The sequence below is a fragment of the Rhizobium sp. NFR03 genome, from assembly GCF_900111275.1.
Taxonomy (GTDB): Bacteria; Pseudomonadota; Alphaproteobacteria; order Rhizobiales; family Rhizobiaceae; genus Ferranicluibacter.
In genome coordinates this window covers 48,370-73,513 of sequence record NZ_FOGR01000008.1, presented here as the reverse complement: position 1 = coordinate 73,513, position 25,144 = coordinate 48,370, and the positions used below count along the sequence as shown (strand labels likewise).

General features: G+C 62.6%; 20 protein-coding genes. 12 read left to right on the top strand and 8 right to left on the bottom strand.

Features of this window, described 5'->3' with window-relative positions; all coding sequences use genetic code 11:
* The 5 genes from BSG19_RS20460 to BSG19_RS20440 form a co-directional block, all read right to left on the bottom strand.
* A complete protein-coding gene (locus BSG19_RS20460; RefSeq protein ID WP_092989879.1) occupies positions 1 to 1,026 on the bottom strand; it encodes an ABC transporter ATP-binding protein in 1,026 nt (341 codons plus the stop codon).
* Complete coding sequence (locus tag BSG19_RS20455; protein ID WP_092989878.1) at positions 1,019 to 1,798, bottom strand: ABC transporter permease; 780 nt, start codon at positions 1,796 to 1,798, stop codon at positions 1,019 to 1,021. The genes BSG19_RS20460 and BSG19_RS20455 overlap by 8 nt, the downstream gene beginning before the upstream one ends.
* Positions 1,795 to 2,622, bottom strand: a complete 828-nt coding sequence (locus BSG19_RS20450; RefSeq protein ID WP_092989877.1) for an ABC transporter permease — start codon at positions 2,620 to 2,622, stop codon at positions 1,795 to 1,797. The genes BSG19_RS20455 and BSG19_RS20450 overlap by 4 nt, the downstream gene beginning before the upstream one ends.
* Before the next feature lie 73 nt (positions 2,623 to 2,695).
* Positions 2,696 to 3,718, bottom strand: a complete 1,023-nt coding sequence (locus BSG19_RS20445) for an ABC transporter substrate-binding protein (RefSeq protein WP_092989876.1) — start codon at positions 3,716 to 3,718, stop codon at positions 2,696 to 2,698.
* A 25-nt stretch (positions 3,719 to 3,743) separates the two neighbouring features.
* Positions 3,744 to 4,757, bottom strand: a complete 1,014-nt coding sequence (locus BSG19_RS20440; RefSeq protein ID WP_092989875.1) for a LacI family DNA-binding transcriptional regulator — start codon at positions 4,755 to 4,757, stop codon at positions 3,744 to 3,746.
* A gap of 346 nt (positions 4,758 to 5,103) precedes the next feature.
* Here BSG19_RS20440 and BSG19_RS20435 point away from each other — a divergent pair, with 346 nt between their 5' ends.
* The 5 genes from BSG19_RS20435 to BSG19_RS20415 are packed head-to-tail and all read left to right on the top strand — an operon-like array spanning position 5,104 to position 12,100.
* Entirely contained in the window at positions 5,104 to 6,930 is a 1,827-nt protein-coding gene (locus BSG19_RS20435; protein ID WP_092989874.1) for an ABC transporter ATP-binding protein, read from the top strand.
* Between the two features lie 41 nt (positions 6,931 to 6,971).
* Entirely contained in the window at positions 6,972 to 8,522 is a 1,551-nt protein-coding gene (locus BSG19_RS20430) for an ABC transporter substrate-binding protein (RefSeq protein ID WP_092989873.1), read from the top strand.
* 60 nt (positions 8,523 to 8,582) lie between these two features.
* A complete protein-coding gene (locus BSG19_RS20425; RefSeq protein ID WP_170866052.1) occupies positions 8,583 to 9,506 on the top strand; it encodes an ABC transporter permease in 924 nt (307 codons plus the stop codon).
* Positions 9,507 to 9,511: 5 nt separating this feature from the next.
* Positions 9,512 to 10,360: an ABC transporter permease gene (locus BSG19_RS20420; protein ID WP_092989872.1), complete on the top strand. Its 849-nt coding sequence runs from the start codon at positions 9,512 to 9,514 to the stop codon at positions 10,358 to 10,360.
* Between the two features lie 6 nt (positions 10,361 to 10,366).
* Positions 10,367 to 12,100, top strand: a complete 1,734-nt coding sequence (locus BSG19_RS20415) for a M14 family metallopeptidase (RefSeq protein ID WP_092989871.1) — start codon at positions 10,367 to 10,369, stop codon at positions 12,098 to 12,100.
* Positions 12,101 to 12,440: 340 nt separating this feature from the next.
* Here the strand turns inward: BSG19_RS20415 and BSG19_RS26160 are convergent, their stop codons facing one another.
* Both BSG19_RS26160 and BSG19_RS20400 read right to left on the bottom strand, forming a co-directional pair.
* Positions 12,441 to 12,785, bottom strand: a complete 345-nt coding sequence (locus tag BSG19_RS26160; protein WP_244529346.1) for a transposase — start codon at positions 12,783 to 12,785, stop codon at positions 12,441 to 12,443.
* A gap of 154 nt (positions 12,786 to 12,939) precedes the next feature.
* A complete protein-coding gene (locus tag BSG19_RS20400; RefSeq protein ID WP_092989967.1) occupies positions 12,940 to 13,206 on the bottom strand; it encodes an ATP-binding cassette domain-containing protein in 267 nt (88 codons plus the stop codon).
* A gap of 405 nt (positions 13,207 to 13,611) precedes the next feature.
* Between BSG19_RS20400 and BSG19_RS20395 the strand changes: the two genes are divergently transcribed.
* The 7 genes from BSG19_RS20395 (at position 13,612) to BSG19_RS20365 (ending at position 24,110) form a co-directional block, all read left to right on the top strand.
* Positions 13,612 to 14,592, top strand: coding sequence for an AraC-like ligand-binding domain-containing protein (locus BSG19_RS20395; protein WP_092989869.1), 981 nt, complete (start codon positions 13,612 to 13,614; stop codon positions 14,590 to 14,592).
* A gap of 162 nt (positions 14,593 to 14,754) precedes the next feature.
* A complete protein-coding gene (locus BSG19_RS20390) occupies positions 14,755 to 16,782 on the top strand; it encodes a hydantoinase/oxoprolinase family protein (RefSeq protein WP_092989868.1) in 2,028 nt (675 codons plus the stop codon).
* A 3-nt stretch (positions 16,783 to 16,785) separates the two neighbouring features.
* On the top strand, positions 16,786 to 18,750 hold the full coding sequence (locus tag BSG19_RS20385; RefSeq protein WP_092989867.1) for a hydantoinase B/oxoprolinase family protein: 1,965 nt from the start codon (positions 16,786 to 16,788) through the stop codon (positions 18,748 to 18,750).
* 161 nt (positions 18,751 to 18,911) lie between these two features.
* Positions 18,912 to 19,769 (top strand): FAD binding domain-containing protein, encoded by an 858-nt coding sequence (locus BSG19_RS20380; protein WP_170866051.1) that lies wholly within the window; start codon positions 18,912 to 18,914, stop codon positions 19,767 to 19,769.
* Positions 19,766 to 20,242, top strand: a complete 477-nt coding sequence (locus BSG19_RS20375) for a (2Fe-2S)-binding protein (protein WP_092989866.1) — start codon at positions 19,766 to 19,768, stop codon at positions 20,240 to 20,242. Before BSG19_RS20380 ends, BSG19_RS20375 begins: the two co-directional genes overlap by 4 nt.
* A complete protein-coding gene (locus BSG19_RS20370) occupies positions 20,239 to 22,593 on the top strand; it encodes a xanthine dehydrogenase family protein molybdopterin-binding subunit (RefSeq protein ID WP_092989865.1) in 2,355 nt (784 codons plus the stop codon). Before BSG19_RS20375 ends, BSG19_RS20370 begins: the two co-directional genes overlap by 4 nt.
* 134 nt (positions 22,594 to 22,727) lie before the next feature.
* The gene (locus tag BSG19_RS20365; RefSeq protein WP_092989864.1) at positions 22,728 to 24,110 is read left to right on the top strand and encodes an aspartate aminotransferase family protein; all 1,383 of its coding nucleotides are present in this window, start codon (positions 22,728 to 22,730) and stop codon (positions 24,108 to 24,110) included.
* Positions 24,111 to 24,168: 58 nt separating this feature from the next.
* On the opposite strand, the gene BSG19_RS20360 is transcribed toward BSG19_RS20365, so the two are convergent.
* Complete coding sequence (locus BSG19_RS20360) at positions 24,169 to 25,116, bottom strand: LysR family transcriptional regulator (protein WP_092989863.1); 948 nt, start codon at positions 25,114 to 25,116, stop codon at positions 24,169 to 24,171.
* Between the last annotated feature and the right edge of the window lie 28 nt (positions 25,117 to 25,144).

Genomic DNA, 25,144 nt, shown 5'->3' with positions numbered 1-25,144 from the left:
TCACGCAAACCGCTGGAGAGGAGCGGCGGCCGAGATCGGAAGATCGAAGGCGATCTCGTCGCCCAGAGCGTGCGCGGTGAGGGACGCATCGGCTTCCGCCTTGACGGGGCCGAGTGGGGTCTCGAGCACGTATTCGCGGGTGCCGCCCGCAAAGGAGACCCCCTTGACGATACCACGCATCGGCCCCGTCCCAAGCTCGACGCCTTTCGGGCGCCAGGCAAGACCGGCGGCGTCCGCTGGCGCATCGGGAAAGGGCATCTCCCCTGTCGATGTCACCAGCCGGCCGGCATTGAGCGCAAACACCGTCTCGAAACCGACGAAATCCGCCACGAAGCGCGAGACCGGACGATTGTAGATCTCTTCGGGCGTACCGATCTGTTCGATGGCGCCGTTTTTCATCACGACGATGCGGTCAGCGAGGGCGAGCGCCTCCACCTGATCATGCGTGACGAAGATCATGGTCACGCCGGTCTGCTTCTGGACGCGCTGAAGCTCGGTACGCATGTCGAGGCGAAGGCGCGCATCCAGATTGGAGAGGGGCTCGTCCAGAAGGAGGACTTTGGGCTCCATCACCATGGACCGTGCAAGCGCGACGCGCTGCTGCTGCCCTCCGGAAAGCTCCGGAACCTTGCGGCTCGAGAAATCCGACAGGCCAACCGATGCAAGGCCCCTGGCGACCCGGTCGTCGAGCGCTGCTCCGGCCATGCCCTTCAGACGCAATCCGAAGGCGACATTCTCGAACACGGTGAGGTGCGGAAAGAGAGCGTAGGACTGGAACATCAGCCCGACCTGACGCCTGTTGGCGGCCAGGCGCGTTATATCGGCGCCGTCGAGCCGGATATGTCCGCTCACGGGGCGCATGAGGCCGGCAATGGCGCGCATGGTGGTCGTCTTGCCGCAGCCGGACGGGCCGAGAAGCGCCAGAAGCTCTCCCTTGCGGATATCGAGATCGAGGTCGCGGACGGCAAGCGTCTTGCCATAGCCGAGAGTGAGCTTGTCGAGAGAGAGATAGGCACGGTCAGACATAGCGGGAAAACCCCAGAAAACGCTCGGCGAGGAAAACGATGCCGATGGACAGGAATGCCAGGAGCGACGACAGCGCGGCGATGGAAGGATCGAACACGATCTCCATGTAACCGAGCATGTCGATGGGCAGCGTGCGCACGCCCGGCCCGGACAGGAAAAGCGATACGGGAACCTGGTTGAAGCTCGTCACGAAGCCGAGGATGAACGCCGAGAGAATGCCGCCGCTGATATTCGGCAGCACCACCCGGAAGAACGCGCCCAGCCGGGAGGACCCGAGGAGCACGGCTGCTTCCTCGATGTCCGAGCGCAGATTGGCAAGGCTGGCCGACACCACCCGGACGGCATAGGGCAGAACCAGAGCCGTATGCGCCAGAAACAGCGCGAGCACGACGGGGATGCCGGCGGGAACGACGACATAACGCAGCAGCGCCAGGCCGACGATGATGCCGGGAACGATGATCGGCGCGGAAACGACGGTCCGAACCGTCTCCGCGCCGGGCAGTCTGTAACGCGACATCGCATAGGCCGCCGGGATCCCCAGCACCAGTGCCGCACCCGTTCCGCCGATGGCGAGGAACATGGACATGGCGAAGCTCTCGCGGAAGCTTTCGACCGTGAAGACCTTGGCGATCCACTTGAGCGAGAAGCCCTGCGGCGGAAAAGCAAGCGAGTCACCGGCGGAAAAGGACGCAGCGACGATGATCAGGAATGGCCCGATGAGAAAGACCATCACCAGAAACAGGATGATCGCGGAAACGGATCTGCTGCTCATCGCGCAGTCCTCGCTACGCCCAGCCGCTTGAGGAGACTGTTGGCGGCAAAACTCATGACGATCAGGATAAGAGCGATGATGCTGGCCGATACGAAATTATTGGCGGTCGTCACCTGCTGGTAGAGCAGTGTTTCCAGCATGAGAACCTTCGAGCCGCCGAGAATGGCGGGGGTGATATAGGCCGTCATGGAGCCCGTGAAGACAAGGGTTCCCCCGACGACCAGCCCCTCCCGCGTCAATGGGAGGATGACCTTCCAGAATACCTGCAAGGGGTTGGCGCCCAGAACGCGCGCTGCCGGCACGACGTCGCGCGGCAGGTTTTCAAGCGCGCTGATCAACGAGATCACCATCAGCGGCAGGAACAATTGCAGCAGGCCGATGAAGACAGCCGTTTCCGAGAAGAGGATGCGAACGGGCGCATCGGTAAGCCCGAGCCCTGTGAGCGCCTGATTGACGATGCCGGTGCGCCCGAGAATGACGATCCAGGCATAGGTTCGCGCCACGGGCGAAACCATCAGCGGCAGAATGACCAGACCGATCATCCGGCCCTTCGCGCCGGGCGGCAGGGCGACGATGGCGATGGCCGTGGCATAGCCGATCAGCGCGGCGGCGAGCGTGACCAGCGCACCGAGCTTCAGGGTGCGCAGGAAAACGGTGCGGTTGAGCGGCTGCGAGAAGAAATCGGCGTAGGCGGACAGCGACCAGCTGCCGCTGACGCGAAATCCTTCCGACAGGAGCAGGACGACCGGCACGAGGAAGACGAGGCCGGCAAAGAGCGCCGCAGGCAGGGCGAGGGCCAAGGCCTCGGTGCGATTTTGAAACATGGGTCTCGTCTCCTGTGCCGCTTGGGGCCAGCTGCCGGGCTTGCAGCCGGTCCGTCGCGGCGCACTTTGCCGTCTACTGCCCGACCTTGGCGTTCCATTCCGACAACCAGGCATCTCGGTTGTCGAGGGCGACGGCGGACGGGATCAGTTTCAGCGATTTTGCGGTGTCCTCGCCATAGGTAATGTTGCCCGCAACGGTGTCGGACACCTTGACGAGCTTGTTGGCGGGGCTGTCGATCATCTTTTCCGCAAGCTTCGTCTGCACCTCTGTCGACAGCCAGAAGTCCATGAACTGCAAGGCAAGATCCTTGTTCTTGGACCCCTTCGTCAGGATCATCACGTTCATGCCGCCTGTCTGCCCTTCTTTCGGCGTTGCCCAGCCGAGCGGGAGATCGAGTTTGGTAAAGGGCGCCCAGGAGAACCGGCCGATGGGGGCGGCCCAGATCTCCTCCTGCTGCATCAGCTGCACGAGCTGCGAAGACTTGACGTAGAACGTCACGATGTCGTCCTTCTTCTCGCCCAGCGCTTCGATCGCGCCTTTGAGATCCGGCGTATTGTTGCCGAGCGCCTCGCCGAGCATATAGAGCGCCGGCGGCCCCTGATTGGTGGTCACATTGGGAAAGGCGACATGGCCGGCATATTCCGGCTTGAGAAGATCGGCCCAGGACTCCACCTTCATCTTGTCGGTGCGGTAGACGATCGAGGTTGCATAGAAGGTGTAGCCGACGCTCATGCCGTCGCCGTTCGGATCCTTGGCAATATCGTAAAGCGCGTCGAAGCTGGAAAGGCTGGCCGGATCTATTGCCTCGGTCAGTCCGCTCCGCGCGGCGGAAAGCGCGTCCGCCATCGAAACGACCGCCATGTCGATGACGGGCGAAGCCTTGTTGGCTTCCATTTTTGCAAGCCGCTCGACGCTGTTGCCGGTCTCGACCACCAGCTTGCAGCCACACCTGGCCTCGAAAGGGTCGTAGACCAGTTCCTTGAATTCGTCCTGCGCGAAGGCATAGACCGAAATCGTCAGCGTCTTGTCCTGCGCCTGTGCTGCACCGGCAGCCAGCAATGCGACGGTAGAGAGAAGGATACTCGATTTCTGCATGGCGGTCTCCTTGAGGAACGGTTGATCAGTCTGCTGCCGGATGCCCGGGCGGGTGTGCGGATGTCTGGCGAATGACGAGATGCATGGGGACGCCACTCGAACCCGTAGCGGGGACGGCGTCGAGGTCTATGGCCTGAACAAGGGCATCGACAGCGGTTCGCGCGATCCTTGGCAGATCCATCCGGACAGTGGTGAGGGCGGGGGTGACGGCCGCGGAAAAGGCAAGGTCGTCGAAGCCGGTGATGCTGACCTCTTCCGGTACGCGCACGCCCGCGCGCTGAAGTTCCGTGAGCGCCCGCAGCGCCAGAAGGTCGGAGACGCAGGCAAAGGCGGTCACACCCGATGCGACCCTGGTCGCAAGACCGAGAGAGGAGGCTGCGCCATGTTCGGCATCGTGTTTTTCCACCCAGAGAACCTCCGCCGACACTCCAGCGGGAAGGCGGGAGCGGATGCCTCCGATCCTGTCGTTCTGAACGTTGGAAAGAGGGTTGTTGCCGATCAGCAGGAAAGCCCGGTGTCCGAGCGACACCAGATGGTCTGCAACCTGCTGGCCGCCTTGCCAATGATCGGCGGAAACCGTGTTTCCGGGGGTCGACGGACTGTCGATGACAGCCATGGGGCACCCGATATCGACGATCCGGGTTCCAAGCCGCGGAATGATGACGATGCCGTCCACGCCACGCTCGATCAGCCGGTAGATCGCATCGGTCTGAAGGGCCGTGTCGCCGCGCGAATCCGCGATCAGCACACCGTATCCCGCAGTGCTGGCGGCATGCTCGATAGCCTGTGCGATCTGTGGAAAAAGCGGATGAGATATGTCCGGCAGAACGAGGCCGAGAACGCCCGAGCGTCCGGTGCGAAGAGCGCGCGCGGCCTGGCTCGGCATGTAGCCCGCCGCGTCCGCGACCGCCCTGATGCGGTTCGCCACCTCGGCCGAGACACGCCCCTTGCCGGAAAGCGCATTCGATACCGTCGCCGGGGACACTCCGAGCGATGCCGCGATCCGGCTCAGATTGGGTGTTGCGCGACCAGCCGACATTGCGTTCTACCAGCTTGCTTAAACGATTAAGCAAGACTACCCTCAACATTGCACGCTGTCTACTGCCCCGTTGCATTCGCGTTTTCGGTGTCGATGCGAAGCGTCTCTTCGGATCCGCGTGGCGAAAGACCGGGGCGTCGAATTCAATGAAAAGCTTATTCTTTGGGCGACGGTGAAAAATTGTTCAACACTGTGGACATCATTGTTCTACTTCAATAGCCTCAAGCTGCGAACCGGGTCTGTTCCGATAGACGTGCCCTGCCTCGCAGCGAGCGGCGTCCCCACTATCACACATCGCCGATCGACACCTTGAGCAGATGACGCAGCTGCCGCCGGAGACGAAGGAATGACGGACCAATCCCCCATAATCGCCCCGCTCCTGTCCATCGAGGGGCTGAGTGTCGCGTTCGGGACGACCCGGGCGGTTGACGACCTCTCCTTTTCGGTCAAAGCGGGCGACACGGTCGCAATCGTGGGCGAGTCGGGGTCGGGGAAATCGGTCACGTCGTTGTCGACGATGAGACTGGCCGACATGATGGGAGCGACCTATCCGGCCGGTCGCATTCTGTTTGAAGGCCGTGACCTGCTCCGCCTTTCGCAAAAAGACATGCGCTCCATTCGTGGCAAGCATATCGCCATGATTTTTCAGGAGCCGATGACCTCGCTCAATCCGGTTTTCACGGTCGGAGACCAGATCCGGGAAGTGCTGGTGCTCCACGAAAAGCTGGGCGACGCAGCAGCGACGGCAGAGGCGCGAAGGCTTCTGGAGATGGTGCGGCTGCCGGATGCCACGGCATTGTTGGGCCGCTATCCGCATCAGCTCTCGGGCGGAATGCGTCAACGCGTCATGATAGCGATGGCGCTCGCCTGTCGCCCCAGGCTCCTGATCGCTGACGAGCCGACCACCGCTCTTGATGTCACCATCCAGGCCCAGATCCTCACCATCATGCGCGATCTTCAGAAAGACCTCGGGATGGCCATGGTCTTCATCACCCATGACATGGGCGTCGTCGCGGAAATGGCGGACGATGTCGTCGTGATGTGGAAGGGCAGGAAGATCGAAGATGGCCCGGTCCGGCAGATATTTGCGGCCCCCCGTCATGGCTACACCCGCATGCTCCTGTCGGCCGTTCCGCGACTTGGCAGCATGACGGGCGAGGCGTTTCCCATGCGCCAGCCGCTGACGGTGCTGGAAGACGGAGAGCCGAAAACCGTCGGGGAAGAGCGGGTCCAGAACACGGCAGATTACGGAGCCTCCGCGCTTCTGTCCGTTCGCGATCTTGTGGTCCGTTTCGACATCCGCAAAAATCTCTTTGGCAAGGCCACCCACCGGCTCAGCGCGGTCCAGAAGGTGAGCTTCGATATCTATCCCGGCGAAACGCTGGCGCTCGTCGGAGAGTCGGGCTCCGGCAAGTCGACCATCGGCCGCGCGATCCAGCAGCTTCAGGGCTCGGAAGGCGGCGAGATCGCGTTTGAAGGTCGCCCCTATTCGTCCATGTCGTCTCGGGATCGCTTCCGGATGCGTCAGGAGGTTCAGTACATCTTCCAGGATCCGTTCGCGTCGCTCGATCCGCGAAAGACGGTCGGCTTCTCGATTGCGGAGCCGATCAACACACATGGCTTGATCTCCGGCACGCAGGCAGTGCGCAGGCGGGTGGACGAACTGCTCGAACGCGTCGGACTGAGTTCCGCCGTCGCGGATCGGTATCCGCACGAGTTCTCCGGCGGCCAGCGCCAGCGCGTTTGCATCGCGCGCGCGCTGGCCTCCGATCCGAAGCTCATCATCGCGGACGAGGCCCTGTCGGCCCTCGACGTGTCCATCCAGGCGCAGATCATCAACCTCTTCATGGACTTGCAGTCCGAACGCGGACTTGCCTACCTGTTCATCAGTCATGACATGGCGGTGGTTGAAAAGATCAGTCACCGCGTCGCTGTGCTGTATCTGGGCCAGATCGTGGAACTGGGAACGCGCCGGCAGGTTTTCGAAACGCCGCAGCATGATTACACCCGCCGGCTGCTGTCCGCCGTTCCCGTTGCCGATCCGACCGTCGCGCGGCGCAGCGAAATGATCGAGGGCGAGATCCCCAACCCCGTCCGGCGCGTGGGCGACGAGCCTGCGGTCCTCCTTCACGATGAAATCCATCCCGGCCATTTCGTTGCGAGAACGGCCTGAACACGTCCGAAGATCGCCCCCACATTGAGAGGAAAAAACCGATGACGAGAACACAAGCAGGGACAAAATCGCATTCAGGAGCGGCGGCCCTCGTCGCCCTCGCCCTCACCAGCGTCGCCTTGCCGGCCGCACCCGCACTTGCAGCCGGCAAGATGACCATCTCCACGCCGCAGGATCCCGGCAGCTGGGATCCTGTCGATACATTTCTCGTGCAGTGGGCAGCCGTCGCGACCAATGTTTTCGACGGGCTTACCTATCGCGGCCCGGATCTGAAACTCGTACCGGGTCTGGCTGAATCCTGGGAAGAACTTGACGAAGGCAAGCGCATCCGCTTCAAGCTTCGTCAGAACGTCAAATTCCACAATGGCGAGCCTTTCAACGCGGAAGCCGTGAAATTCACGTTCGACCGCCTCCTCGGCGAGCAGGGTGCAAAGGGGCCGCAACGGTCGAACTACACGGCCATCGAGAGTGTCGAGATCATCGATGACACCACGGTGGACATGAAGCTCAAGGCGCCGGATCCGGTTCTTCTAACCAAGCTTGCAGGCTATGGCGCAATGATCGTGCCGCCCAAATACATCCAGGAAAACGGCGAGGACAATTTCAATCTTCATCCGGTCGGCACGGGCGCCTTCAAATTCGTGTCCTACGCGCCGAAGGTCAACATCGCGCTCGCCGCCAACCCCGACTACTGGGGCGGAGCGCCAAAGCTGTCTGAACTCGACTACCGCTTCATCACCGAGCCGGCGACCGCCGTTGCCGAACTCCAGGCCGGGCGCGTCGATCTCGTCATCCCGCCGACCATTCCCATCGGCATGCTGCCGGTGATCGAAGCCGACAGCAATCTCCAGATCGTGAGCGTTCCCGGCCCAACCGTGGATGCACTGCGCTTCAACACGCGGGACGGCATCACGGCCGACCCGAGGGTCCGCAAGGCGATCATCATGGCGGTGGATCGGGCGACCATCGTTCAGTCGATTCTTGCCGGGCAGGGGTCGGAGATCGCAAACTTCCAGGGTGCGCTTTCCTTCGGCTACGATCCCGAGCTGAAGCCGCTCCCCTACGATCCCGAGGGTGCAAAGAAGCTTCTCGCGGAGGCCGGCGTGAAGCCGGGCTCGACGCTTCAGATTGATATCCGCGGCAATGACACGACGATGAACGAAGTGACGCAGGTTATTGCCAGCTACCTGCAGATGGTCGGTATCACGGCCACGATCAAGCCATACGAGACCAACGTTCTGCTGAACGACATCATTCCGCAGGGCAAGACCGGCGCCATGTTCCAGCAGAAATGGGGTGGATGGACGTTCGACTACGATAACACCGCCTACTCGATGTACCATTCGGGAGAGAAGTGGAACCCGTACGAGAAGGACGCAGAACTCGACAGACTGCTGGAATCCCAGCGTCCCCTCACGGACCGCGCGGAGCGGGAGCGCATCCTGAAAGACATCGGCAAATATACGGCCGAGAAGGCCTACGAGGTACCGCTCTATAATACCAACGCGATCTACGGCGTCAGCAAGAAGGTCAAGGGCTTCATAGCACCCCCGGACAACCGGCTGAAACTGACCGACGTCACTGTCGAGTAACAAGCGTTCGACGCCGCCCTTCCGAGGCGGCGTCGACCCTCTGCTGTCGAAGGAAAAAACGTGGTCGGCTTCCTCATCAAACGATTGCTCCAGGCAATTTTCGTCGTGATCGCAATCACTCTGCTCGTTTCATTTGCGGTGCGCCTGACGGGCGATCCTGCTGTCACGATGTTTCAGGGCGGCGGGAGCATGACGGAGGAGGATCTGATGCGCATTCGGGTCGCGCTCGGTACCGATCAGCCCTTCTTCGTTCAGTACATGAACTTCCTCAAAGGCCTCGTCACGCTGGACCTCGGAAAGAGCTTCACGGGGGGAACGCCGGTTTCCCGGCTTATCGGCGATGCCTTGCCGGCCACCCTGATGCTGGCCTTCATTTCCATGGCCGTATCGATTGTGCTGTCCATCCCGCTCGGCATCAAGGCGGCGACATCGAAGGGCAAGGGCGTCGATCAGGCTATCCGGATCTTCTCCCTTCTCGGCCTCTCGTTCCCGAATTTCTGGCTCGCCCTCATGCTCGTGCTGCTGTTTTCGATTACGCTCGGCTGGCTGCCGCCCAGCGGCATGGGCGGCGTCGAAAGCTACATCATGCCGGCCGTGACGATGGGCGTCATTTTGACGGCGACGAATGTTCGACTGGTCCGCACGGCGATGCTCGACACGTTGAACGCCCAATATATCATGGTTGCGCGGGCCAAGGGCCTGAGCGAAAGCAAGGTTCTCTACAAGCACGCGCTGCGCAACTGCGCCATCCCGCTGATCACCTATTTCGGCCTTCAGTTCGGCGGGTTGCTCGGAGGGATCGTGGTTATCGAACGGGTCTTCAACTGGCCCGGCATGGGGTCGCTGGCCTTCGATGCCGTCGGCGCGCGCGATTATCCGGTCTTGCAGGCCGTGATCACGGTGCTGTCCCTGTTGATCGTCGGCATCAATCTGCTGGTCGATATCGCCTACGGCCTGGTCGATCCCCGCATCCGAACCGAGTAAGAGACATGGCTTTCCGAACCTTCCGTCTTTCCCGCTTCAACAGTCTCGAGTTCGTGCTCGGCGCCACCCTGACAATCGTCATTTGCGTAGCCGTGCTTCTGTCCGACGTGCTGTTTCCGGGCGGCGCGGAGAAGATCGACTTGATGGCGCGCCTCGCCCGACCCTTCACGACCACAGCCCATCCGTTCGGCACGGATCCGCTCGGCCGCGACGTGTTGGCGCGGGTGGTGGCAGGAGGCAGGATTTCGCTTCTTGTCGGCTTCACATCCGTTATCGGCGCTGTCGTTTTCGGCGTGCTGATGGGGCTGGTGGCCGGCTACTATCGCGGCTTCTGGGATATGGTCGTCATGCGCTTTGCCGATATCCAGCTTGCGATGCCGTTCATCCTCCTTGCAATCACCTTCATCGCAATCGTGGGCGGAAGCCTGACCAATACCATCCTCCTGCTGATCGTGTCGCAATGGGTGCAGTATGCGCGGCTTGTGCGCGGTTCGGTTCTTACCCTGCGGGAGCGCGAGTTCATCCTATCGGCCCGCGCAATCGGCGTGAAGGACTGGCGCATCGTCTTCCAGCACCTGCTGCCCAACCTGATCGGTCCGGTCATCGTGTTGATGACGCTCAACGTGGCCAACAACATCCTGCTGGAAAGCAGTCTGACATTCCTTGGCATGGGCGTCGATCCGACGATACCGAGCTGGGGCGGGATGCTGGCGGACGGTCGAACCTACCTGCAGATCGCGTGGTGGGTCAGTGTCTTCCCGGGTCTTGCGATCCTGTTGACGGTGCTGGGTCTCAATCTCCTGGGCGACTGGCTGCGCGACAGCCTCGACCCCACCGGTCGCACAGCAAGGTAACGGAACATGCGCGAAATCTTCACCCGAGACTTCCAGCGCACCCTCGACGCAATGGTCGAGCAGGCGACATTGGGCCAGTCCTTCGAGGCATGGACCTTCGACGATCTCCAGAGCCGCAGAAGAGCGGAACAGCGTCTCGCCGCGAAAGGCGTCACAGCCCGGATCCGGAGTGCTTACAAGCCTCTGTTGCACGCCTTTCTGGAGGAGATCGATCTTGAAGGTGCGGAGCGGATAGAAATCCACTATCCGGTTCACGCCCGCGCCGCTGAAAACCGCTTTCGGCTGGAAGCCTATCCGCTGGCTGCGCTGGTCGGCAATGCTGAATTGACGTTTACGCCTCGCCGCGACGACGCGTTTCGGTACGACGTGCTGCTGACGCGCGCTCGGGGAACCGAAGGGCTGACGATCCTTGCGCCCAATCACGTTCATGTCGATGCAATCGGCCAAACGGTCGTCTCCCCCACCGGCTGGATGAGGGAGCATGACAGGGCCGTGGGTGAACGTCTGGAAACGGACTACGAGTGTCTTTTTGGCGACACTATCAAGGCCATCGAGACATATGCATGGGGTGAGGAAGAGCCTTACTTCGAGGAGCTGAACATAAGCATCCACCATCCCGCAGAGGATTTTCCGCTCTCCGTCGGGGATGAGGTCATCAGCCTGCGCGAAGCGTTGCACGAGGACATCTACTTCTCGCTCCTTGAAATCTTCCAGAAGAAATCCGGTCGGCCGCTTGGCGATCGTGGCCTCAAGCCCGGCCAGATCGTGCCCGAGATCCTGCGGAGCGAAGGGGTGATTTCCGTCCGTGTGGAAGAACGCCCGCTTCGAAACGACTTTCTGGATTGTCCGGATGACCGCATCGATGAAGCAGCCGCGCCTCTGTCTGCCGATCAAATCTCACGATTTCTCTCCGGCCTCGGCGGTGAGGAATTCACGGCGGTATCACGCTCCGGCCGACAAGTCACTGCCCGCTATATCGAGGGAACGGACGCCGCGGTCATGATCAGCGGCGGCCAGCACCCGAATGAAACCACCGGCATCGTCGGAGCGCTCCGCGCAGCCTCCAGACTTCGTGCGCAGGCAAACGCCCACTTTACGGTCTCGCCTCTGGAAAATCCCGATGGCTACGCCGTGCACCAGCGTTTGCGGGTAGACAATCCCCGACACATGCATCACGCGGCGCGCTATACAGCACTTGGGGACGATCTCGAATATCGAACGCGCGAGACGTCCGGCGCCCCTCTCTACGAGAAAGACATTCGCTTCAAAGCCCAGGAACTGAGCGCTTCCGCGTTGCATCTGAACCTGCACGGATATCCGTCCCACGAATGGACACGCCCTTTGTCGGGCTATCTGCCGCGCGGTTTCGAGATGTGGACGCTGCCGAAAGGGTTCTTCCTCATCGTGCGGCATCATGAAGGCTGGGTAGAACAGGCGGAAGCACTGCTCGACAGGGTCACCCGCGATCTCGGCGCGGTCCCCGGGCTCCTCGACTATAACCGTTGCCAGATCGCGCTTTACGAGGTGCATGCCGGTGAGACCGGCTTCCGGATCATCAACGGGTTTCCATGCCTGTCATCCGTCGATGACAGGCATGGCGTTCCCATAACGCTGATCACGGAATATCCCGACGAGACGATCTACGGAGCGGATTTCGTAGCAGGACACACGGCGCAGATGACACTGGTTCTGTCAGCCTATCAGGCCTGGCAGGACATTATGTCTTCAGGAATGAGCTGATACTTTGCTCGGCCGTTCGGGCTGTGCGCGCTAGCAAATGAACGTTCTGCTCGTCTACTGCCTCATTGAGGTTGCGGGCTCTCTGGTTTGAGATGCTGGCTTGGCCCAAGGGGTGATCGGGGTTTATATGAGTGCATGCTGGGTCTATCCGCTGCCGCTTGGCCATCATGCCAAACGACCTTGATCAGATCGCCGCGTTCGCCCCTGAAGCAGAACAGATGGTCGCCCAGCGGGTCATGCTTCAGCACCTCCTGCACCCGCAGCGCCAGAGATGGAAAGCCGCACCGCATATGCGTATAGCCCGTCGCCAGCCACACCTGGACCCCTGGCGGGATCGGGATCATCGCAACGTCTCCAGCCCGCGCAGGATGCGCAGCAGCGCATCGACGTCACGGTCGACAATGACGCGTCGGCCGTTCGTGCTCAGCACCTCCATGCGACCGCTACCCACTACCGGAAGCGATGGAGAAGAAGCGGGCGTAGGCACGTCCGGTGTGATCACTGCGGGCACGAAGCCCTCAATCTGATTGCGGCAAAGACTGCCAGACTGCGCCGACTGACGACAACGGTACAGTTGTGAGCGGGAAACCCCGTGCTTCTCAGCCGTCGCGGAGACCTGGCGACCATCGCCAGAAAAGCCTCCCTCGATAATTTGAACTTGGCCGCGGCCGTAAAGCGCCGCCAACGCCCTGTGTCGATGATTTCAAGCCAGCTCACCGGTGTCCGAAAACTGTCCTTATGCCTGTCCATAGCGACAAAACGACAGATTCAACTCAACCGCTCAAGGCGGGGCTTCTCGGATGCTTACGAAAATCTGTCGCAAATATCAGGTGCAAAAGTTAGACTTGTGCGACTGAGTTTTGCGATAGACTGGACGGCGTGAAGGGGCGAAGGATCTGGAACGTGCGGCCGACGCCGAGGCGGATGCGCTGCTTGGGACGATCCTGAGACGCATCGCGACCTGCGATACGGATCTCGCCGGACGTCGGCTTGAGATTGCCGGAAATCAGATTGAAGAGCGTGGTCTCTCCCGCACCGTTAGGGCCGATCAGCCCGACCATTTCACCCCTGGCGAGCCGCAGCGACATGCCGGCCACCGCAGTCATTGCATCGAACCGCTTCACCAGATCGCGCGCGTCGATGACGGCAGCACCTTGTCGTCTATCAGGTCTGGATGTGAAAGTGCAGGCAAAATAGCTTCGATACCCTGAGAGTACAGCTTGCCCGGCAGAGAATGCAGACCAGAACACGTAAGTCAGTTACCATGGACATTTTCGCCGGGCCAGCGTCCCTGCGCGACGACCGGGATGAACGGCCCCATAAGGGCGGCGGTGTTGCCCGGTTTCCACAGATCCTTGCGCGGGGGTTCGGTCGCGCATGTCGCGCATGGACCGGGTGCGGTGTGATCCATAATTTTATTCGCTATTCAACAATACGACCTTTGAAAAATCTGTATTCTTTCCACAACAAAACGAAGCCGGAAAACCGGGCCATCAGGGGAATGTCGAGAGATGAGATATGTTGTCGATAGCATCGACGGCGTTGCCGGAGGCGATTCCTGGCAGGCAGCCGTTACCGAGACGTACTTTCCGCTGGATACGGACTACCGCAACCGTCTGGAATTCCGGGGCGAGCTTGAAACCTGGTCGCTCGGGCTCATCGGCGTCTCGCGCATGCGCTGCAACGCCGTCAGCTACCACCGGCACCGGCGGCATTTCCTCAACGAGCGCGAGGCCAGCCTGCTCGTCTCCATTCCCGAGGTGAGCGACGTCAACTTCTCGCAAGGGTCGCGCAGCGTCAAATGCGAGCCGGGCGGTTTCATCGTCGAACAGGGCGATGCGCCTTACGAATTCTGGCACGGACGGCCGAATTCGCTCTGGGTTCTCAAGGTTCCCTCCGCAAGCGTGCGCTCGCGCATCGGCTCGACGGACAGGTTCAGTGCTCTCAGTTTCGACGCGACGAAGGGCGTGGCCGCGCTCTTCCTCGACATGGTGCGCACGACCGTCAGCCACGTCGCCGATATCGACGAGGCCGCCCGCGAGATGACGGGCCGGCATATCCTTGAAATGCTGTGCCTTTCCATCGTCAGCGACGACCGCGTGCTCGACAGCAACATCTCCTCCATCCGTGCCGGACACCTGCATCGCGCCGAGCAGTTCATCCGCGACAATGTGAAGAGCCGGTCCCTTTCGCCGCAGTCGGTTGCCGATGCCGGAGGCATTTCGCTGCGCTATCTCCAGGGCCTTTTTCAGGAGAGCAACACGTCGATCAACGGTTTCATCCGCGACAGCCGTCTCGACCAGTGCTCCGAGGAATTGAGATCCGTGACCTGCACGGTGACCATCGCGGAGATCGCCTACCGCTGGGGTTTTTCCGACCAGTCCCAGTTCTGCCGACATTATCGCGCCCGGTTCGGCTGTTCTCCGGGCGACACTCGCCGCAAGGCAGCGCTCCGGGCAATCGAGCTGCCGGATATGCCGGGACGCCACTAGGGCGCGGCCGGTAAAGCACGCGCGCTCCATCTGAGAACGCGCCGGTCCAAAAACCGACCGGCCGCTGGCACGCACTCTGCAGACGCCGAACGCCGCCCGCAATACGGGCAGCGAAGGAGCCCCCGTGTTCGATAAGGATCAGACCATGACGAGGATAGAAGCATGACGAGGACGCGCGTGGCCGTGGATGTCGGAGGCACCTTCACCGATATCTGCATCATGGACGAAGACACCGGCGCCATCCGGATCGAGAAGACCGGATCGACCCCCGACGATCCCATGCGCGCCATCCTCAACGGCGTCGAGCAGGCCGGCATCGACCTTTCCGAGGTGACGATGTTCTCGCACGGGACGACCGTTGCCACCAATGCCCTCATAACCCGGCGTCTGCCGCGCACCGCGATGATCTGCACCGAGGGCTTCCGCGATGTCGTGGAGATCCGGCGCGCGAACAAGGAGGATCTCTGGGATACCTACAAGGATGTCGCCAAGCCCTACATTCCCCGTCGCGACCGGCTGACCGTCAGCGAGCGTATCGATGCCGAAGGCACGGTGCTTCAGGCGCTCGACGAGACGCAGGCGCACCGGGTGGCCGATATTCTCAGGCGGCGCGAGGTCAGGTCCGCTGCCGTCTGCTTCATGAATTCCTACGTTAACGGCGCGAACGAACGCCGTATGCGCGATATCCTGAAGGAGGTCATGCCGGACCTGCCGGTGTCGATATCCTCGGAGGTCATGCCGGAGATCTTCGAGCATGAACGGTTCTCGACCACGATGGCGAATGCCGTCTGCGCGCCCGTGGTGGTCGATTATGTCTCGCGTCTCGGAGAGACGCTCGCCGCGCGCGGATATCATCGAGACCTGCTGCTGCTGCATTCCGGCGGCGGGGTCATGACGCCGGCAAGCGTGCGCGAATTCTCGGCGCGGCTTGCCGGTTCGGGAATCGCGGCGGGCGCGCTTGCCAGCCGGTTCATCGGCAATCTCTGCGGCTTTCCCAATTCCATCGGCTTTGACATGGGGGGAACGAGTACCGACGTGTCGCTCGCCTTTAACGGCGTGTCCCGCATCACCAAGGACTGGTATATCGAATTTGGCTATCCCATTCGCTTTCCCTCCATCGAGGTCCTGACGATCGGCGCCGGTGGCGGTTCGCTCGCGTGGAAAGACGAGGGGGGATCGCTGCGCAACGGTCCCCAATCGGCCGGGGCTCATCCCGGTCCCGCCTGCTACCGCAACGGCAATGCGACCGCCACGAATACGGATGCGAATGTCGTGTTGGGGCGGCTCGGCACCCGTCTTGCCGGCGGCAAGATCAGGCTCGATCCGGCGCTTGCCGCGCGGGCGGTTCTCGATACCGTCGCCACGCCCTTCGGCATGGAACTGCACGCCGCCGCCGAAGCCATCATCGCCGTCGCCAATGCCAACATGGCCAATGCTGTGCGGCTGCTCTCGATCAGCCGGGGCTACGACCCGCGCGACTTCGCACTCGTCGCCTTTGGCGGTGCCGGAGCCCTGCATGGCGCAGCCGTCGCCCGCGAACTCTCCATCCCCACAGTCATCGTCCCTCCCAATCCCGGCGTCACATCGGCGCTCGGCTGCCTGCTGGTCGATGTCCAGCACGACTTTTCCGAAAGCTTCATGACGGATGCATCCATCGTCGCGCCGGCCGATATGGAGGCTGCTTTCGCTGCGATGGAGAGCCAGGCGGCGGAGCGGCTCGCCCATGAAGGCATCGCGCCGGCCGATATGGCGCTCCAGCGGTCGGTCGAGATGATGTATCAGGGCCAGTGGCGGTCGCTCGCCGTCAATGCCCCTCATCGTATCGACAGTATTGCCGACCTGATCGAGGCTTTCCACGCCGAGCATGAGCGCGAATTCAATTACCGTCGCGACGAGGCGCCGGTCTCCATCTTCCGCATCGCCATCAAGGCGGTAGGCATCGTGCCGAAAGCCGACCTGCCAAGGCACGAGGAGAGAGAGCACGTGCCGGAGCCGGTCGCCCGGCGGCCGGTCTGGTTCGATGGCGTCTCGCACGATGCAGCCGTCTACCAGCGCGAGGTGCTTGAGGCCGGTGCAGTGTTCCAGGGGCCGGCTATCGTCGAGCAGTTCGACTCCACCACCGTGGTTCCGCCCGACATGGCGGCGCGGGTCGATGCATTTCTCAATATTCTTATCGGAACGAAAGGCTAGAACATGACCAGGCTCATGAGTGCCGGGCAGCTCGACCCGGTCACGTTCGAGGTGCTGAAGAACTCCTTCATCACCACCGTCGACCAGATGGCGGAGCAGATGCTGCGCACCTGCTATTCCTTCGTCATCTACAACCGGGATTTTTCCAATGCGCTGCACGACGCGGATGGAAACTCGGTCGCGCAGGGCAACTACGATATCGCCGTCCATGTCGGCACCCTGCACAACACCTGCAAGGAGGTCATCCGGGTGTTCGAGGGCGACATGGCGCCGGGCGATGTCTACGCCATCAACGATCCCTATGCCGGCGGCACGCACTTCAGCGATGTGCGGCTGGTGCGACCGATCTTCGATGAAGACAAGCTGATCGGCTTTGCCCAGTCGAACGGTCACTGGTCGGACCTCGGCGGTTCGGTGCCGGGCTCGTTCGACGTGACGGCGCGCGACATGTTTCGCGAGGGACTGCGGATCACGCCGGTGCGGCTGTTTCGCACCGGTCGCTTCTGTTCCGATGTCGCCAACCTGATTGCCGCCAACACGCGCGATCCCGCGTCCATCATCGGGGATATCCACTCCCAGGCGCAGGCGACGCAGGCGGCGGAGCGCGAATTGCTGCGGCTGGTGCGCAAGTACGGTCGCGATACGGTAACGCGCGGCATGGAGGAAGTGCAGGATTACGTCGAGCGCGCGGTTCGCAAGCGCCTGTCCGAGCTGCCGGACGGCACCTGGGAAACGGTCGACTACATCGACCGCGATCTCGGCGGCGGCGAGGGAATGATCCCGATCCGCATCAAGATGACGATCTCCGGCGACAGCGTGCATTATGACTTCACCGGAAGCCATGCCACCATTGCCTCGATGTATAATTCCGCGCCGGGCGCAACCTTCTCGGCCGTGGTCGCAGGCATGAAGACCTTCTTCCCCGACCTGCCGCTCAACAGCGGCTTCTACCGGATGATCCGGGTCAGCGCGCCGAAGAACAGCGTCGTCAGCGCGGAATGGCCCGTTGCCGTCACCGGGTTTCTGATGCCGTTCGAGAAGATCATGAATGCGATCTTCGAGATGTGGTCGAAGATCATGCCGGAACGAGCCATCGCCTGTGCGTTCAATCTGGAATATCTCCTGGCCGGCGGCCGGGATGCGCGCAAGCCGGAAAAGCCGATCTTCATGTTCTACGAATGGCTTCCCGGCGGCTGGGGCGGCCGCAACGGCAAGGACGGCGCCGATGTGACGACGGCCTGCTTCGGGACCGGGCTGATGTCCCAGCCGAACGAGGGTAATGAGCGCGTCAATCCGACCCGTACGCTGGAATTCCAGATCGGCCGCGATTCCGCCGGTCCCGGCAAATGGCGCGGCGGTGTCGGCGTGCAGAAAACCTCCGTGCTGCTGGACGCCGAAGATGCTGTCATGTCCTACATCTGCGACCGGGAGCGGGCGGTTGTCTGGGGTGTCGAAGGCGGGCTGCCGTCCATGCCGCACGGGCTGACGATCCGGCGGGCCGGCGAGGACACCGATACCTGGCTCGGCTCCGTTTTTTCCGATTACGCCGTTTCGACGGGCGACCAGTTTGCGCGCCCGACAGCCGGTGGCGGCGGCTTCGGCGATCCGCTGGAGCGCGATCCGCTCCATGTGCTGGAAGACGTGATCGACGATTACGTCTCCATCGCCCGGGCAGTCCTCGACTATGGCGTGGTGATCCTCGAGATCGACCGCGACCTCTGCGCCTTTAAGGTGGATACGGCGGCAACGGAAGCGGCGCGGGCCGAGATCCGCAGCGAGCGCAAGGGCTGGGCCAGATGCGACCCTCGCGATATCTCGATCCGCTACAAGGCGGGCGAGATAAACGCTCTCGACGCCGTCCGCCGCTTTGCCGTTATTCTCGACTGGGAAAGCGGCGAGGTGCTGGAGAAGACCACGATGCAGTTTCGCGAGAGTTTCGAGAAGCGAAGTGTTGCGCACTGGGCCTGACGACCGGCTCGCAAACCCGCCGGTCGGGTATCTGTTTTCCCGATAAGACTTTCCCGAAATGCGTATTTCACAGGACGGCCGGGTTCGGACACTATGCTGCAACGCCGCATCGCGCGGCACAGAGGACGCGAAATGGGGGACGCGAAACAGGGGACGCGAACATGACGGTCGATCTCGAAGAGCGCTCGCTGATGCTGCCAGAAACCGTCGAGGGCGCGCTGGCCGCTCGTCTCGACGGCGCGACGATCCTTGCCGGCGGGACATGGCTGATGCGCGCGCCCCTGCGGCGGGAGAGCATTACACGCGCACTGGTGTCGCTACAGGCCATTCCGGGGCTTGGCGACATCGCTATCGGTACGGACCGGGTCCGTATCGGGGCATCGGTCACGCACGAGGCGCTTGCCCGGTCTCTGGCCGGCATCGCCGGTCTCGAGGCTGTGGCGACGGCTGCATCCGGTGCGGCCAATCCGGCGATCCGCCGTGTGGCGACAGTCGGGGGCAATCTCTGCACGCGGGACTTTGCCGCCGCCGATCTTCTGCCGGCGTTTCTGGCGACGGAAGCCATTGTCGAACTTCGGACGCGCGCCGGCGCGGAGCAGTTGCCGATCGCTGTATTTCTGGACGACAGGGCGCGGTACCTGACCGACACTCTTCTTGTCAGCGTGATCCTGCCCCGCAATCTCGTCGCCAGCACCCATATGAGACTGCCGCTTCGCAAGGCCGGCGATTATCCCGTTGCGATCCTTTCCGTGGCGCGAGATCGGGACCGGCGGCTTCGTTTTGCCGTGGGATCTGTCGAGCCCGTCGCTCGTCGCTGGCACGCGCTGGAAGAGGCGCTTGCGCCCGACCGTGGGGACATGCCTCTCGACCCGGAGCGCACAGCAGCGCTTGCTGCTTCCTGCAATGATTTCAAGGGTCGCGACGGGCCTGAAGCGGATGGCTGGTATCGCCGGCAGGTCCTTCCGGCGCTTGCGCGGCGGGCGGCGGTGGCGCTTGCTCGACAGGAGGGGATACGATGACCGTCACGTTGACCATCAACGGCTCCGCCTGCCGTTTTACCGGTGATCCGATGACGCCGCTGGTCGATGTGCTCCGGCGGGAGCGTTTTCTGACGGGCACCAAGGCCGTCTGCCGCGAGGGTTTTTGCGGTGCCTGCACGGTCGAGGTCGATGGCATGGCCGTGATGTCCTGCCTTCGTCCCATCGGCCTGCTGCAAGGCGCGGCCGTCACCTCCATCGAGGCCATGTCCACCGGCGATGGTCCGCTTCATCCGCTGGCGGCTGCGCTGGAGGCGGCCGATGTCGTGCAATGCGGCATGTGCTTTCCCGGAATGGTCATGAGCCTTTCGTCCTTTCTGCGAGACAGTCCGGCTCCCACCCGCACGGATGTGAAGGCGGCTATGGCGGGCAACATCTGTCGGTGCACCGGCTATGAGCGGATCGTCGATGCCGTGATGGAATTCGTCGGGCATCGGCAGGGAGTACGCTCATGACGGACGATCTGGCAGCGACCGTGATGGATCTTCCCCGTCGGGATGCGCGCGACAAGCTGCGCGGGCGAACCCGCTATACCAACGATCGCGCACGGCCGGATATGCTTCAGGCCGTGCTTTTCCGCGCAACGGTGCCGGCCGGCCGGATCGTGCGGCTGGACCTGTCAGAGGCGCTGAAATGTCCCGGCGTTCGTGGCATCGTGACCGCAGCGGATGCGCCCGGACAGTATGGCATCGGCATTGCCGACCACCCGCTCTTTGCAGCTGAGGTCATCCGGTATCACGGCGAGCCTATCGCGGCCATTGCGGCAGATACGCTTGAAGACGCACGTGCGGCTCTTGCCGCCATCGTTCTGGAGGTCGAGCCGGTTGCGCCTCTCCTCACCATGGCCGACGCGCTGGCGACCGATGCCCGGCCGGTGCATGAGGACTGGCGCAGCTACGACGTGCTGACCGAAGGCGGTGCGCGATCCGGCAATATCGCCTGGGAGGCAAAGTCCGTGCGGGGCGATGTCGATCAGGCTTTTGCGAGGGCCGATGTCACCATCGTCGAGAGCCGATTCGAGGTGGGGCGGCAGAGCCACGTCCCCTTCGAGCCAAGGGTGGCCATCGGCCGGTGGGAGGATGGGCGCGCGCATATCGAAGCGTCCACGCAGGTGCCATGGACCGTCCGCAACGTGACGGGGCGGGTGATGCAGCTGCCACCCGGCCGCGTCCGTGTGACGGTGCCGCCGGTCGGAGGCGGCTTCGGGCTGAAATTCGATGCATCGATCGAGCCGGTGACGGCGCTCCTTGCCCGTATGACGGGGCTGCCCGTGATGCTCGAAAACAACAGGCAGGAGGAGATGGCGACCTGTCTCTGCCGGGAAAACGCCGAGATCGTAATCCGCTCCGCCGTAACGGCGGACGGGGAGATCGCGGCCCGCGAGGCTGTGGTGCTGATGGATTGCGGTGCCTATGGCGGCGAGCAGGTATTCCTCACCACCATGACATCTCATACGCTCGCTGGCAATTACCGGCTTGGCGCCGTCCGGGTGGTCAGTCGCGCCGTCTACACCAATACGCCGCCCAATGGCGCGTTCCGGGCCTGCAACGGCGTCTACAACAGCTTTGCCGTCGAACGTCATACCGACGAGATCTGCGCCGCCATCGACATGGATCCGATTGCGTTTCGAAAGCGCAACGTTCTGCGCGATGGCGATCCCGGTCCGACCGGCCAGATCTTCGAGGGCGATGTTCTCGGTCCCATGCTGGAGCGAATGGACGCGCTACGGGCAAAAACCGGCACGCTGAAGGAGAGGGCCGACGGCCGGCTCTACGGTCGGGCTATGGCAGTTGGCACATGGTTCATCTTCGTCGGCCCCTCCGCCGCGACCATCAACCTCAACGCCGACGGCAGCGCGACACTCGTGACGTCAGGTGTGGAAATCGGTTCGGGAACGATGATGCAGTCACTGCCGCAGATCGTTGCGGGACAGCTTGGCCTGCGTCCGGACCAGATCGTGGTGCGCGAGGCGGATACGGATGCGTCGGGGCTCGATGTCGGGGTCGGCGGCGGGCGGACCACCGTCTCCATCGGGGCGGCGAGCATGGGCGCATCGGCGGAAGTGCGCGAGAAGCTGTTGCGGTCGGCCGGTGAAATGCTGCAGACGGCACCGCGCGATCTGGTGCTGCGCGATGGCCGCGTCGAGATTGCCGGCCGGCCGGGATCGGGTGTCGGCATTCCCGAAGTGGTGTCCTATGCGCAGTCCACCACAGGGCCGATCAGCGGCACGGGCAGCTTCACCGCGAAGAACACGCCGGCGATGTCCGGCTGCGCCATGGGGCACTTCATCGATGCGCTCGATATTCCCGTGTTCGTGGTGCACGAGGCTGAAGTGGCGGTCGATCCCGAGACAGGCCATGTCGAGGTGCTCGCCTATAGGGTCGTGCAGGATGTCGGCCGCGCGCTCAACCGCCGGGCCATCATGGGCCAGATTCAGGGCGGGGTGGTGCAGGGGCTCGGCTATGCCTTGCATGAAGAAGTCACGATCACCGGGGACGGCCGGATCGCGCAGGATAGTTTCGAGACCTACCGGGTGCCGCTGGCGCAGGATGTCGTTCCGGTCGTCGCTGATCTCTACGAAGGCGCGCCCTCCATCGGTCCGCTCGGCACCAAGGGTGCAGGCGAGGTTCCTATTCTGGCCGTGGGCGCAGCCATCGCCTGCGCCGTTGCGCGTGCCATCGGCAAGCCGGTTTCCCGCCTTCCGCTGACGCCTCCCCGCGTTCTCCGGCTGCTCCACGATATCGAACCGGCGCCCGCCCTGTCGCATGTCGCGAGGGACTGGCGCGCGAATACTCTGATACCATGAAGCGTTTGCACCATGACGCACCCTGACGCACATTAAGGAATGACGGCCGGTTCGATGAGGATCGGTCAGACGCAATCGGGCACACGAAGGCCATCGGGATGCTCACCACCAGTTCCAGCCCCCGCGAGAAAGACATGACCATGCTCTCCAATTCGCTTGCCGACGCCGACATCGCGAACACGATGCACCCCAATACCAATATGCGCCAGCATGAGAGAACCGGGCCTCTGGTGATCGACCGGGGCGAGGGGATCCGCGTCTACGACGACCGCGGCAAGGAATATATCGAAGGTCTGGCCGGCCTCTGGTCCGTGGCTGTCGGCTTTTCGGAGCCGCGCCTCGCGGAAGCCGCCTACAAGCAGATGCTCAAGCTGCCTTATTACCACACGTTCTCCTCCAAGGCTCACGAGCCGTCGATCCGGCTTGCCGAAAAGCTGGTGGACATGACGCCGCCAAACATTTCCAGGGCATTCTTCACCTCCTCCGGCTCGGAGGCGAACGATACGATCGTGAAAATGGTCTGGTACATGAACAACGCGCTGGGCCGGCCGAAAAAGAAGAAATTTCTCTCCCGTATCAAGGGCTATCACGGCATTACCGTCGCCTCCGGCAGCCTGACGGGCCTGCCCACCAATCACCGTGATTTCGACCTGCCGGCCATTCCGGTGCACCATCTGACCTGCCCGCATTTCTACCGGTTCGGTGCTGCCGGCGAGGACGAGGCAACGTTTACGGCCCGGCTTCTGGCGGAACTCGAAAGCGTGATCGCCGACGAGGGCGCCGACACCATCGCCGCCTTTATCGGCGAGCCGCTGATGGCAGCCGGCGGTGTGATGCCGCCACCTGCCGGCTACTGGGAAGGCGTCGAGCGGATCTGCCGCGCCAACGATATTCTGATCGTTTCCGACGAAGTCATCTGCGGCTTCGGTCGCCTAGGAACGCCGTTCGGCTGCCAGAAGTACAATTTCACACCGGACATCATGACGCTGTCGAAACAGATTACCTCGTCCTACATGCCGCTTGCCGCCGTCATGTTCTCCGATCCGATCTATCAGGTCATCGCCGACAATTCGGAAAAGATGGGTGTCTTCGGCCACGGCTATACTGCCTCCGGCCACCCCGTCGCCTCGGCCGTGGCTCTGGAAAACCTCGCGATCATCGAGGAGCGTGACCTGATGGGCAATGCCGCCCGGCTGGAAGCGCCGTTCCAGGCCGGCCTTCAGGCGTTCGCGGATCATCCGCTTGTCGGCGAGGCGCGCGGTGCGGGCCTGATCGGCGCGCTCGAACTGGTGGCCGACAAGACGACCCGCAAGGCCTTCGATAAACTTGGCCGGGCAGGTGCCATCGCCTCCGCGATCGGCCATGAGGAAGGCATCATCTTCCGGTCGATCGGCGACCAGCTCGCCCTCTGCCCACCCCTGATCGCCACCGAGGACGACGTTGCCGACATCATGACCCGCATGGGCCGGACGCTCGAACGGCTGACCGGCGCGGTTGCCGCAGAAGGGCTGGCATAACGCCGGAAGCATATTCCAAGGCGTCATCAAAGCCTCGGATGACGCCTCGGCCTGACATTCAGCGATGCGGCGTGTGGACGGCCGGATCCTTGGATACCTCGCCGGAGCGGTGGAACTGCGCCGCCTGATCGAGGATCCACACGGCGAAACGGGCTGCGGGGCCGTAATCCACGCGGTCAAGCGGTCGCACGACATAGTAGGATGACGGGCTCTGGATGCGCCAGTCATAGGCTTCGACAAGCTGTCCCGCTTCCATCTCCGCGGCAATGAGGAAAGTTGGCATCAACGCCACGCCCAGTCCTTCTATGCAGGCCTGCGCGACGCTCGAGAATTGCTCGAACGACATGCGCTGGCGATGCGAAACGGGAATACCGAGGCTTGCAAACCAGTGCTGCCAGGCACCGGGCCGCGAGGCCATGTCGATGAGCGGGGCGGACAGGAGATCCCTCGGGCCACGGACGGGGTGCTGCTGCCGGAATGCCGGGCTGCAGACGGGAACAACCGTCTCGTGCATCAGAAACTGACAGTCGGCCGCAGGCCAGTCCGGCCGTCCGACATGGATCGCCGCATCGATGGACGCGGAGCGGAAGTCGAACTGGCCGATGCGCGTCGCGAAATTGATGGTGATGCCGGGGTTCCGCCGGATGAAGTCCGGCATGCGCGGCATCAGCCATCTCGTGCCGAATGTGGGTAGGATGGCCAGTTTCAGCAAGCCCTTGGCATCGCTCGCCATGGTTTCGAGCGAGAGTGTGCGGATGCGGTTGATAATGTCGGAGACGCCTGCGGCATAGTGTTCGCCCTTCGCCGTAAGGACGACGCCCTTGTTGGTCCGTTCGAAAAGCCTGACGCCCAGCTGTCCCTCCAGCAGCGCGACCTGCCGGCTGACCGCGCCCTGAGTCAGGTTGAGGCCCTGCGCGGCAGCCGAAAAACTGCCGAGCTTCGCCACGGCGTCGAACGCCGTGAGGGCGGATGTCGAGGGAACGAGCTGACGGGGAAGGGCGGCCATCCGCTATGACTAAAGCGAATGGCGGCAT

What these genes read in the sequence shown, in the direction of transcription:
- BSG19_RS20360 (WP_092989863.1), bottom strand. Translation starts at nt 25,116, where the DNA reads ATGGCCGCCCTTCCCCGTCAGCTCGTTCCCTCGACATCCGCCCTCACG.
- BSG19_RS20390 (WP_092989868.1), top strand. Translation starts at nt 14,755, where the DNA reads ATGACGAGGACGCGCGTGGCCGTGGATGTCGGAGGCACCTTCACCGAT.
- BSG19_RS20440 (WP_092989875.1), bottom strand. Translation starts at nt 4,757, where the DNA reads ATGTCGGCTGGTCGCGCAACACCCAATCTGAGCCGGATCGCGGCATCG.
- BSG19_RS20445 (WP_092989876.1), bottom strand. Translation starts at nt 3,718, where the DNA reads ATGCAGAAATCGAGTATCCTTCTCTCTACCGTCGCATTGCTGGCTGCC.
- BSG19_RS20415 (WP_092989871.1), top strand. Translation starts at nt 10,367, where the DNA reads ATGCGCGAAATCTTCACCCGAGACTTCCAGCGCACCCTCGACGCAATG.
- BSG19_RS20395 (WP_092989869.1), top strand. Translation starts at nt 13,612, where the DNA reads ATGAGATATGTTGTCGATAGCATCGACGGCGTTGCCGGAGGCGATTCC.
- BSG19_RS20400 (WP_092989967.1), bottom strand. Translation starts at nt 13,206, where the DNA reads ATGACTGCGGTGGCCGGCATGTCGCTGCGGCTCGCCAGGGGTGAAATG.
- BSG19_RS20380 (WP_170866051.1), top strand. Translation starts at nt 18,912, where the DNA reads ATGACGGTCGATCTCGAAGAGCGCTCGCTGATGCTGCCAGAAACCGTC.
- BSG19_RS20365 (WP_092989864.1), top strand. Translation starts at nt 22,728, where the DNA reads ATGACCATGCTCTCCAATTCGCTTGCCGACGCCGACATCGCGAACACG.
- BSG19_RS20420 (WP_092989872.1), top strand. Translation starts at nt 9,512, where the DNA reads ATGGCTTTCCGAACCTTCCGTCTTTCCCGCTTCAACAGTCTCGAGTTC.
- BSG19_RS20375 (WP_092989866.1), top strand. Translation starts at nt 19,766, where the DNA reads ATGACCGTCACGTTGACCATCAACGGCTCCGCCTGCCGTTTTACCGGT.
- BSG19_RS20460 (WP_092989879.1), bottom strand. Translation starts at nt 1,026, where the DNA reads ATGTCTGACCGTGCCTATCTCTCTCTCGACAAGCTCACTCTCGGCTAT.
- BSG19_RS20435 (WP_092989874.1), top strand. Translation starts at nt 5,104, where the DNA reads ATGACGGACCAATCCCCCATAATCGCCCCGCTCCTGTCCATCGAGGGG.
- BSG19_RS20370 (WP_092989865.1), top strand. Translation starts at nt 20,239, where the DNA reads ATGACGGACGATCTGGCAGCGACCGTGATGGATCTTCCCCGTCGGGAT.
- BSG19_RS20455 (WP_092989878.1), bottom strand. Translation starts at nt 1,798, where the DNA reads ATGAGCAGCAGATCCGTTTCCGCGATCATCCTGTTTCTGGTGATGGTC.
- BSG19_RS20430 (WP_092989873.1), top strand. Translation starts at nt 6,972, where the DNA reads ATGACGAGAACACAAGCAGGGACAAAATCGCATTCAGGAGCGGCGGCC.
- BSG19_RS20450 (WP_092989877.1), bottom strand. Translation starts at nt 2,622, where the DNA reads ATGTTTCAAAATCGCACCGAGGCCTTGGCCCTCGCCCTGCCTGCGGCG.
- BSG19_RS20385 (WP_092989867.1), top strand. Translation starts at nt 16,786, where the DNA reads ATGACCAGGCTCATGAGTGCCGGGCAGCTCGACCCGGTCACGTTCGAG.